We start from the raw sequence: 10,519 nt of genomic DNA on the forward strand, positions 1-10,519 counted from the left end.
CCCGCGGGAGCGGGGGCCGGCGGCCGCAAAGCACGGCCGCCGCCCCCGGATCATGACTTTCTCTATTCCCTACGAAATGAACACTGCAAACCGCAAGCCGCTGCCGGGCACCAAGCTGGATTTCTTCGACGCGCGCGCCGCCGTCGAGGCGATCCAGCCGGGCGCCTATGACAAATTGCCGTACACGTCGCGCGTGCTGGCCGAGAACCTGGTGCGCCGCTGCGACCCGGCCACGCTGGACGCATCGCTGACGCAGCTCATCGAGCGCCGGCGCGACCTCGATTTCCCGTGGTTCCCGGCGCGCGTGGTTTGCCATGACATCCTCGGCCAGACCGCGCTGGTGGACCTGGCCGGCCTGCGCGACGCGATCACCGCCCAGGGCGGCGACCCGGCCAAGGTCAACCCGGTGGTGCCGGTGCAACTGATCGTGGACCACTCGCTGGCCGTGGAATGCGGCGGCTTCGACCCCGATGCGTTCGCCAAGAACCGCGCCATCGAGGACCGCCGCAACGAAGACCGCTTCGACTTCATCAACTGGACCAAGAAGGCGTTCAAGAACGTCGAGGTGATCCCGCCGGGCAACGGCATCATGCACCAGATCAACCTGGAGCGGATGTCGCCGGTGATCCACGCCGTGGACGGCGTGGCCTACCCCGACACGCTGGTCGGCACCGACAGCCACACGCCGCACGTCGACGCGCTCGGCGTGATCGCCGTCGGCGTGGGCGGGCTGGAAGCCGAGAACGTGATGCTGGGGCGCGCCTCGTGGATGCGCCTGCCCGACATCGTCGGCGTGGAGCTTTCCGGCAAGCGTCAGCCCGGCATCACCGCCACCGACATCGTGCTGGCGCTGACCGAATTCCTGCGCAAGGAAAAGGTGGTCGGTGCCTACCTGGAGTTCCGCGGCGAAGGCGCCGCGAGCCTGACGCTCGGCGACCGCGCCACCATCTCCAACATGGCGCCGGAATACGGCGCCACCGCGGCGATGTTCTTCATCGACGGCCAGACCATCGACTACCTGAAGCTGACCGGCCGCGACGATGCGCAGGTCAGGCTGGTGGAAACCTACGCCAAGGCCGCGGGCCTGTGGGCCGACACGCTGCAGCACGCCGAATACGAGCGCGTGCTGCGCTTCGACCTGTCCACCGTGGTGCGCAACATGGCCGGCCCGTCCAACCCGCACAAGCGGCTGCCGACCTCCGACCTGGCCGCGCGCGGCATCGCCGGCAAGTGGGAAGACACGCCGGGCCAGATGCCCGACGGCGCCGTCATCATCGCCGCCATCACCAGTTGCACCAACACCAGCAACCCGCGCAACGTGATCGCCGCGGCGCTGCTGGCGCGCAACGCCAACGCGCGCGGGCTGACCCGCAAGCCGTGGGTGAAGAGCTCGCTCGCGCCCGGCTCCAAGGCCGTGCAGCTGTACCTGGAAGAAGCCGGCCTGCTGCCGGACCTGGAGCGGCTCGGCTTCGGCATCGTCGCGTTCGCCTGCACCACCTGCAACGGCATGTCCGGCGCGCTCGACCCGGTGATCCAGAAGGAGATCATCGAGCGCGACCTGTACGCCACCGCCGTGCTCTCGGGCAACCGCAACTTCGACGGCCGCATCCACCCGTACGCCAAGCAGGCCTTCCTGGCCTCGCCGCCGCTGGTGGTGGCCTACGCCATCGCCGGCACCATCCGCTTCGACATCGAGCAGGACGTGCTGGGCACCGACGCTGACGGCAAGCCGGTGCGGCTCAAGGACATCTGGCCGAGCGACGAGGAAATCGACGCCATCGTGGCCAGGAGCGTCAAGCCCGAGCAGTTCCGCAAGGTCTACGAGCCGATGTTCAACTTCGCCGTGGACAGCGGCGAGCAGATCAGCCCGCTGTACGACTGGCGCCCGCAGAGCACCTACATCCGCCGCCCGCCGTACTGGGAAGGCGCGCTGGCCGGCGAGCGCACGCTCCAGGGCCTGCGTCCGCTGGCGGTGCTCGGCGACAACATCACCACCGACCACCTGTCGCCGTCGAACGCCATCATGCTCGACAGCGCGGCCGGCGAATACCTGGCCAGGATGGGCCTGCCCGAGGAAGACTTCAACTCCTACGCCACGCACCGCGGCGACCACCTCACCGCGCAGCGCGCCACCTTCGCCAACCCCACGCTGGTCAACGAGATGGCCGTGGTGGACGGCAAGGTCAAGAAGGGTTCGCTGGCGCGCATCGAGCCCGAGGGCAAGGTGGTGCGCATGTGGGAAGCGATCGAGACCTACATGGACCGCAAGCAGCCGCTGATCATCGTGGCCGGCGCGGACTACGGCCAGGGCTCCTCGCGCGACTGGGCGGCCAAGGGCGTGCGGCTGGCGGGCGTGGAAGTCATCGTGGCCGAAGGCTTCGAGCGCATCCACCGCACCAACCTGATCGGCATGGGCGTGCTGCCGCTGGAATTCAAGCCCGGCACCAACCGCCTGACGCTCAGCATCGACGGCACCGAGACCTTCGACGTGATCGGCGCGCGCAAGCCGCGCGCGGAGCTTACGCTGGTCATCCGCCGCAAGAGCGGCGAGCGCGTGGAAGTGCCCGTGACCTGCCGCCTCGACACCGCGGAAGAAGTCTCCATCTACGACGCCGGCGGCGTGCTGCAGCGCTTCGCGCAGGACTTCCTCGAATCGTCTAAGGCCGCGGCCTGAGGCAATAAGCGCGCGCCGGGCGGCATGCCGCCCGGCCTCACCAGGACGAAATCTCATGGCCCACGTACCCCAGATCAAGATTCCCGCCACCTACCTGCGTGGCGGCACCAGCAAAGGCGTGTTCTTCCGCCTGCAGGACCTGCCCGCGGCCGCGCAGGTCCCCGGCGCGGCGCGCGACAAGCTGCTGATGCGCGTGATCGGCAGCCCCGACCCCTACGGCAAGCAGATCGACGGCATGGGCGCGGCAACGTCCAGCACCAGCAAGACCGTCATCATCTCGAAAAGCAGCCGGCCCGGCCACGACGTCGACTACCTGTTCGGCCAGGTCTCCATCGACCAGCCGTTCATCGACTGGAGCGGCAACTGCGGCAACCTGTCCGCCGCCGTCGGCCCGTTCGCCATCGGCGCCGGGCTGGTCGACCCGAGCCGCATCCCGCAAAACGGCGTAGCCACCGTGCGCATCTGGCAGGCCAACATCGGCAAGACCATCATCGGCCACGTGCCCATCACCGATGGCGCCGTGCAGGAAACCGGCGACTTCGAGCTCGACGGCGTGACCTTCCCCGCCGCCGAAGTCCAGCTCGAGTTCATGGACCCGGCCGCCGAGGAAGAAGGCGCCGGCGGCGCCATGTTCCCGACCGGCCACCTCGTCGACGACCTCGAGGTGCCGGGCGTGGGCACCTTCAAGGCCACCATGATCAACGCCGGCATCCCGACCATCTTCCTCAACGCGGAAGAGATCGGCTACACCGGCACCGAGCTGCAGGACGACATCAACGGCGACCCCGCCGCACTGGCCAGGTTCGAGACCATCCGCGCCTACGGCGCGCTGCGCATGGGCCTGATCAAGAACGTCGACGAAGCGGCCAAGCGCCAGCACACGCCGAAGGTGGCCTTCGTGGCGAAGCCGGCCGGCTACGTCGCCTCCAGCGGCAAGCCGGTCGGCGCCGGCGACGTCGACCTGCTGGTGCGCGCGCTGTCGATGGGCAAGCTGCACCACGCCATGATGGGCACCGCCGCCGTGGCCATCGGCACCGCCGCGGCGATCCCCGGCACACTGGTCAACCTCGCCGCCGGCGGCGGCGAACGCAACGCGGTGCGCTTCGGCCACCCCTCGGGCACGCTGCGCGTGGGCGCCGAAGCCAACCTCGTCGACGGCGAATGGGCCGTGACCAAGGCCATCATGAGCCGCAGCGCGCGCGTGCTGATGGAAGGCTGGGTGCGCGTGCCGGGCGACACGTTCTGAGGCATCGGCGGCACGGCGCTGCGGGACTCGGTTCCGGTTGCGGCGGCATGGAGGTCCTGCCTGCCGCCGGTGGGCTCGATGAGGGGACGGCTTTCGCCATTTGCCGGCGCTTGCCCTCTCCCCCGGCCCCTCTCCCACTTCGCGGGAGAGGGGAGCAAACCATCAATAACAAAAGGCTGCCGGCAACGAGTCAACTTGCCGATTGTGGTCTCCCCTCTCCCGCTTGCGGGAGAAGGCAGGATTCGCCACGAAGCGAGAGCCTTTGCCATTCGCTGGCGCCGGCCGTCATCCCGGCGCGCGGCCCCTCGAAGGCCACAGCCGCAGCAAGGCGTCGAGGTCATCGATGCGCGCGCGGCCAAGGCGGGTAGCCGTCATGGCAGGAACGAGGCGATGACTCAATGCCGTCTGGCCGGCCCTCCCCGCCAGACACCCCCCGGGAAAACCCCAAAGCGGTAAATGTCGACACATTCAGGACCCCTCTCGTATAGTTCTCGTCCGCCGCGGCCCCGCCTGTAAGACAGGCGCCGCCGCGCGGATTGCGTAGACCGATAGACGACGCAGCCACCCAAAAGGGGCTGCCCAGTCGTGCCTATATGAGGAACATCATGAAGCGTTTCGCCCGTCTCACCACGCTCAGCACCCTGCTGCTCGCCGCCAGCCTGACCACTGGCGCCGCCCACGCCCAGCTCGCCCCGTCCGCCGCCACGCCGGCCCAGGCCAGCGCGCCGGCCGAGGCCCGCAAGGCCAACATCGTCATCATCGGCACCGGCGGCACCATTGCCGGCGCCGGCGCGGCGGCCACCAACACCGCGGCTTACCAGTCGGCCGTGGTGCCGGTGGACAAGATCATCGCCTCGGTGCCGGAGATCTCGAAGATCGCCAACGTCAAGGGCGAGCAGGTGTTCCAGATCGGCTCCGAGAGCTTCAACAACGAGCGCCTGCTCAAGCTCGGCAAGCGGGTCTCCGAACTGCTCAAGCAGCCGGACGTGGACGGCATCGTGATCACGCACGGCACCGACACCATCGAGGAAACCAGCTATTTCCTCAACCTCACGCTCAAGAGCGACAAGCCCGTGGTGGTGGTCGGTTCGATGCGCCCGGGCACCGCGCTCGGCGCCGACGGCGCGCTCAACCTGTACGACGCGGTGCTGGTGGCGTCCAGCCCCGAATCGCGCGGCAAGGGCACGCTGGCCGTGCTCAACGACGAGATCCACACCGGCCGCGACGTCACCAAGACCAACACCTTCAAGACCGAGACCTTCCGCTCGCCGTTCGGCCCGCTGGGCTACGTGGTGGAAGGCCGCACGCTGTACTTCCGCCTGCCGGCGCGCCCGCACACCACGCAGACCGAGTGGGACATCGACAAGCTCGACAAGCTGCCCGAAGTGGCGGTGGTCTACGCCTACGGCAACGTGAACCCGGGCGCGGTCGACGCCGCCGTGAAGAACGGCGCCAAGGCCATCGTGTACGCCGCCACCGGCAACGGCAGCGTGGGCGACTACATGGTCGAGCCGCTCAAGGCCGCGCGCGCCAAGGGCGTGCAGATCGTGCGCGCGTCGCGCACCGGCAGCGGCGTGGTGATCCGCAACGCCGAGCAGCCCGACGACAAGTACGACTGGCTGGTGACGGACGACCAGCTGCCGCAGAAGGCCCGCATCCTGATGGCGCTGGCGCTGACCAAGACCAGCGACAGCAAGGAACTGCAGAAGATCCTGTGGAAATATTGACGGCCGCGGCGTAGCCGCGGGCATTCCGGGCGGCGGCGGAGCACGCCCCGCCCTCGCGGCTGGCTGGCCGCACGCGACCTCGCCAGCCGTTTTTTCACTTCATGCCAGCCCTCCCCTTGCAAGCCAGGTAGTCCTCGAAGCCGATGCGGCCGCCATGCCGCCAGGCCTCGGCGGAACATGGATTGGTGGCGGCAAAGATCGGCCGTTAATTGCGTTACAAGGCATTCCCGCTCATGCGGCCGGATTGAAGGCGGCGCGGCCGGCCGGCGCGCCGTGCTAGAACAGCACGCTGCTCATCAGCGCCCTGGCCACGAGCTCGGCCTCGTCGGCGCTTTCCGCGTAGACCGACACCTCGCTCACCACCTGCCGGCGCCCGCGCCGGAGCACGCTGGCCACCGCGCGCAGGCTGGCCGCCCTGGCCGCTTCGAGATACTGGATGTTGAGCGAACCGGTGGCGCCGCCGCGCATGCTGCCGGCCTCGCAGCCCGAGGCCGCCGCGGCCGCGCCGGCCACGTCGATCAGCGTGGCGATCACGCCGCCGTGGACGATCTCGCCGACCGTGACGTTGGCGGGGCTGAACGGCAGCAGCAGCTCGACGTGGTCCACCGCCAGCACGTCCAGCGCGATGCCCAGCGCGCGGGCCACGGGCGAGCCCATCAGGACCTGCTCGACGGTCTGGCGGATACGCGGGTCGACGGGTGCGGCGGCATGGGAGCCGGCAGCGGCAGCGGCGCCCGCGCCGGACAAGGCGGCAACGAGAATCGGCATCGTGTTCTCCTGGATCGGGATCGTGGCAACAGGAGCAGCGTAGACCCGCGCGCCGCCGGCGCTCAATTACCTGACGGGTAATCGGCGGACTTCCGCGCGGCAAACTTCCGCGCGGCGATGTTGCGCCGCAGGCACCGGGCGGGCCGGGGCCGGGCCGGTCGCCGTTTATAATGTGCGCCCGTCCGCCCCGCCTCGCCGCCGCATGCCGTCAGACCTGTCAGACCCGCCAGACACCAACCCGCTTTCCGCGCGCTCCCCCGCCGCCACGCCGCAGCGCGACGAGGGCCAGCGCGACGAAGGCCTGTTCGACCGGCCCGACAGCCCCTGCATCGGCATCTGCTCGACCTTGTTCGACGAAATCTGCCAGGGCTGCGGCCGCACCGCGATGGAGGTCAGCAACTGGGTCTTCATGGACGACGCGGAAAAGCAGGCGGTGTGGGAGCGCATCACGCGCGAGGGCACGGCGCGGCGCTTCCGCCCGGAGTAGCCCCGGAGCCGGCCGCACCGACCACACTGGCCATACAGGCCGCGCCGCTCAGCCGCCGGCCAGCCGGCGCTCCATGTCCTCCACCTCGCGGCGCGCCGGCTGCTTGTCGATGCCGCTGGGCACGGCCCCGGGCCCGAACGGGCGCACGGCGCCGAGCAGCACGCTGTCGATGGCCGTGGCAAACCCGCTGCTCACAGCCCGGCCGCCTCCAGCCAGCGCGCGAACATGCGGCGGCCGGCCGCGGCCACCGCCGTGCCGATCTGCGCCGTGCGCGCGCGGATCTCGCGCGGGTCGATGCCGGCCTTGCCAAGCTCGACCGTATGCCCGACCAGCCAGCCTTCCAGCTCGGCCGGACGCACCTCGGGATGGAACTGCAGCGCCAGCACGTGGCGGTCGATGGCGTAGGCCTGGTGCGGCACGGCCGCCGTGGAAGCCAGCAGTTGCGCGCCGGCGGGCAGGTCGAAGGTGTCGCCGTGCCAGTGCAGCACGTTCCAGTCGGCGCTCTCCAGCTCGGCCAGCGCGGAGGCGCGGCCTGCCTCGGTGGGCCGGATCGGCGCCCAGCCGATCTCGCGCGTGCCGGGATAGACGCGCGCGCCGCTGGCGCGGGCGATCAGCTGCGCGCCCAGGCAGACGCCGATCACCGGCCGGCGCGCCGCGAGCCGCGCGCGGATGACGTCGATCTCGGCGTCGAGCCACGGATAGGTCTCGTTCTCGTACACGCCGATCGGGCCGCCGAGCACGACCAGCAGGTCGGCGGGATGCGCGCCGACCACGCTCAGGTCGTCGATGCCGGCGCGCAGCACGTACAGCGCGTGGCCGCGCTCGCGCAGGACGTCGCCCAGCACGCCAGCGTCCTCGAACGCAACGTGCTGGATCACATGGGTGGTGAACCTGGCTTGGGTCATGGCGTGCCTGTCCGGTCGATGCAAAGCTTCGATCTTACTGGCATCCGGGCATGCCGGGCAAACGGTCACGCCATGACATATTCCGCGCGCCGCACCGCACCGTCAGCGCGCGCCGGCGGGCTTGAGCACCAGCGTGTCGAATGCCTCGTTGCCCTGCCGGCGCGTCGGCGCCAGGGTGATGTACTGCACCGCGACCCATTTGTCGGTCCAGTCGCGGTAGTGCGTGGACATCACGTTGCCCGACTGCCCGGTCGAATCCATGAAACGCGAGCCGGCCAGGTCGGAGAGGTCGTAGATGGCGCGCAGGCTGGCCGCGTGCACGCTTTCGAACGGTGCCGCCTCGTCGCGCAGGTTGTGGCGCCCCGCGTTGACGGTGTAGGTGTCGCCGCCGCTGGGCACCTTGACGTTGAACAGGCTGGCCAGGTAGGGCTGCCTGCCGAACGGCTTGTGCTCCATGCGCGCGGCATGGGCGCTGCCCCAGCGCCAGCGCTCCGGCTTGTCGCCGTAGCGCTGGCCGAGGTCGGCAATGGCGCGGCGCCAGGCCGTGGCGATGGCGTCGTCGCAGTCTTCCCGCGCCGGCGTGGTGCTGTCGTCGCACCAGAACGCGCCGAGGCCGCGCGGATTGCGCAGCACGTTGAGCATGGGCTGCTGCACGTTGCGCTGCTCCCACATGCGGCCAAACAGCGGCTCGCCCACCTTGTCCTCGAACAGCACGCGCGACAGTTCGCGCAGCCACGCCGTCGCCACCAGCGGCTCGGCCAGCCGGGGCTGCATGTCGCCATCCCACTTGCGCAGCGCGGCGATCAGCGCGCGCTCGCGCTCGGGCAGCGCCGGATCGCTGGCGACCGGGGCCGCCAGCAGCAGCGGCAGCGCGTCGCGCACGGCCAGCGAGAGCGTGTCCTTCTGGATCGCGCCGAAGCTGTCCGGGGTGTGCCGCGCGGTGGCGTCCAGCATGGTGCGGATGCGCTGGTAGCGGTACGGCACGGTCCATTCGCTGGTCAGGAAATACGGGTAGTCGTCGCCGACGATCTTCTGGTTGGCGGTGGCGATGACGCCCTCCGGCGGGTTGAAGCTGCGCGGCAACTGCTCGAACGGGATGAAGCCGTTCCAGTCGTAGCGCGCATCCCAGCCCGGCGCCGGCGCCAGCCCCTTGAGGTCGTTGTCGGCGCGCCGCAGCGGCACGCGGCCGGGGGCGATGAAGCCGATGTTGCCGTCCACGTCCGCATAGACGATGCTCTGCTGGGGCGAGTGGAAATCGCGCATGGCCGCCAGGAACGTGGCCCAGTCGGTGGCGCGGTTGAGCAAGAGCCCGGCCTGGAAGGTGCGGTCGTCGGCGCGCAGCGCGGTCCACTGGAAGGCCACCACGTACCGCGCGCCGAGCGGCGCGGCGGCCGTGGCGACGGGCTCGGCGGCGTCGGAGATCACCGGGCCGTGGCGGGTCTCGCGCACGGTCAGGGTCACGTCGGGCGCGCCCTTCACGTGGATGGTCTCGCTGCGGGTCCTGAACTCGGCCCAGCCGTCCGGGGTCTGGTAGCGCTGCGCGCTGCCCGGCTGCAGGCGCTCGATGTACAGGTCCTGCACGTCGGGCGCGGTATTGGTGAAACCCCACGCGATGCGCTGGTTGTGCCCCAGCACCACCAGCGGCATGCCCGGCAGCGAGGCGCCGGCCACGTCCAGCCCGGGCGCCTGCATGTGGACGAAGTACCAGAGCGCCGGCGCCTGCAGGCCCAGGTGCGGATCGTTGGCCAGCAGCGGCTTGCCCGAGCGCGTGCGGGCGCCGGACACCACCCAGTTGTTCGATCCCATGCCCTCCACGTAGCCGGGCGGCGCCTGCCGCTCGACGCGCGCCATCGCCGTGGCCAGCGGGGCGAGATGCCGGTAGAGGCTGCCGTAGTCCATCGTGCGCGGCGAGCGCTCGCCCGGATACGGCGCCAGCAGCTCGTTGATGCGCGCCACCGGCAGCACCTGCGCCAGCCGCATGCGCAGCGTCTCCTGCGTCCAGTTGGCGCTCAGGTCCCAGGCCATCATGGTCTGCCAGGCCAGCGTATCGGCCGGCTCCCAGTGCTCCGGCCTGGTGCGCAGGAGCAGGAACTCGGGCGGCAGCGGGCCCTTGCGCGTGTCGATGTAGGCGTTGACGCCGTCCGCGTAGGCCTGCAGCGCGGCGCGCGTCTCGGGCGTGGCCTGCGCCAGGATGGCCTCGGCGTTGCGCCGCACGCCGAGCGTGCGCAGGAAGCGGTCGGTATCGAGCGCCGGCGGCCCGAGGATCTCGGCCAGCCGGCCCGAGGCGATGCGCTTGTTCATCTGCAACTGCCACAGGCGGTCCTGCCCGTGCACGAAGCCAAGCGCGAAATAGGCGTCGAGCGGATTGGCCGCCTTGATGTGCGGCACGTCGTGGCGGTCGCGGACGATGGAGACGCGCTCGCGCAGCCCCGGCAGGCTCAGCGTGCCCGCCGTCTGCGGCTGCGACGCCTGCCGGTACCACGCATACCCGCCCAGCGCGCCCGCCAGCAGCAGCGCCACCAGCGTCAGTACCAGCCAGGCCAGCCGTTTGAACCAGCGCATCGATCGCTCTCCCCCGCGTGGCGGCATGCGCCCGCGGTGTTGTCTGTTTTTTGTCCCGTACTGCTGTCTCGGCACTGCTGTCTCGGTACTGCTTGCTCCTGGCCGGCCCGCGCCGCGCCGGACCGGTTCCGCGCGGCGCGGGCCGGCGGG

At 70.4% G+C, this 10,519-nt stretch carries 8 protein-coding genes; 4 read left to right on the plus strand and 4 right to left on the minus strand.

Features of this window, described 5'->3' with window-relative positions; genetic code table 11:
* The first annotated feature begins 76 nt into the window (after positions 1-76).
* From acnD to K206_RS0106635, 3 genes are all read left to right on the plus strand, one after another.
* Positions 77-2,674: a Fe/S-dependent 2-methylisocitrate dehydratase AcnD gene (gene acnD / locus K206_RS0106625; protein ID WP_020201628.1), complete on the plus strand. Its 2,598-nt coding sequence runs from the start codon at positions 77-79 to the stop codon at positions 2,672-2,674.
* A gap of 55 nt (positions 2,675-2,729) precedes the next feature.
* Positions 2,730-3,920 carry a 2-methylaconitate cis-trans isomerase PrpF gene (gene prpF / locus K206_RS0106630; RefSeq protein WP_020201629.1) on the plus strand — a complete coding sequence of 397 codons (1,191 nt, stop codon included), beginning with the start codon at positions 2,730-2,732 and terminating at the stop codon, positions 3,918-3,920.
* Between the two features lie 605 nt (positions 3,921-4,525).
* Positions 4,526-5,647: an asparaginase gene (locus K206_RS0106635; RefSeq protein WP_020201630.1), complete on the plus strand. Its 1,122-nt coding sequence runs from the start codon at positions 4,526-4,528 to the stop codon at positions 5,645-5,647.
* Between the two features lie 276 nt (positions 5,648-5,923).
* On the opposite strand, the gene K206_RS0106640 is transcribed toward K206_RS0106635, so the two are convergent.
* Complete coding sequence (locus tag K206_RS0106640) at positions 5,924-6,415, minus strand: PaaI family thioesterase (RefSeq protein ID WP_020201631.1); 492 nt, start codon at positions 6,413-6,415, stop codon at positions 5,924-5,926.
* A 202-nt stretch (positions 6,416-6,617) separates the two neighbouring features.
* On the opposite strand from K206_RS0106640, the gene K206_RS0106645 reads away from it, so the two are divergent.
* On the plus strand, positions 6,618-6,902 hold the full coding sequence (locus tag K206_RS0106645) for a DUF1289 domain-containing protein (protein ID WP_020201632.1): 285 nt from the start codon (positions 6,618-6,620) through the stop codon (positions 6,900-6,902).
* A gap of 48 nt (positions 6,903-6,950) precedes the next feature.
* On the opposite strand, the gene K206_RS42685 is transcribed toward K206_RS0106645, so the two are convergent.
* The 3 genes from K206_RS42685 to K206_RS0106660 form a co-directional block, all read right to left on the minus strand.
* On the minus strand, positions 6,951-7,097 hold the full coding sequence (locus K206_RS42685) for a hypothetical protein (protein ID WP_020201633.1): 147 nt from the start codon (positions 7,095-7,097) through the stop codon (positions 6,951-6,953).
* A complete protein-coding gene (locus tag K206_RS0106655) occupies positions 7,094-7,807 on the minus strand; it encodes a glutamine amidotransferase (protein WP_020201634.1) in 714 nt (237 codons plus the stop codon). Before K206_RS0106655 ends, K206_RS42685 begins: the two co-directional genes overlap by 4 nt.
* Positions 7,808-7,909: 102 nt before the next feature.
* Positions 7,910-10,369 carry a penicillin acylase family protein gene (locus K206_RS0106660; protein ID WP_020201635.1) on the minus strand — a complete coding sequence of 820 codons (2,460 nt, stop codon included), beginning with the start codon at positions 10,367-10,369 and terminating at the stop codon, positions 7,910-7,912.
* Between the last annotated feature and the right edge of the window lie 150 nt (positions 10,370-10,519).

The organism is Cupriavidus sp. WS (genome assembly GCF_000395345.1).
Lineage (GTDB): Bacteria > Pseudomonadota > Gammaproteobacteria > Burkholderiales > Burkholderiaceae > Cupriavidus > Cupriavidus basilensis_B.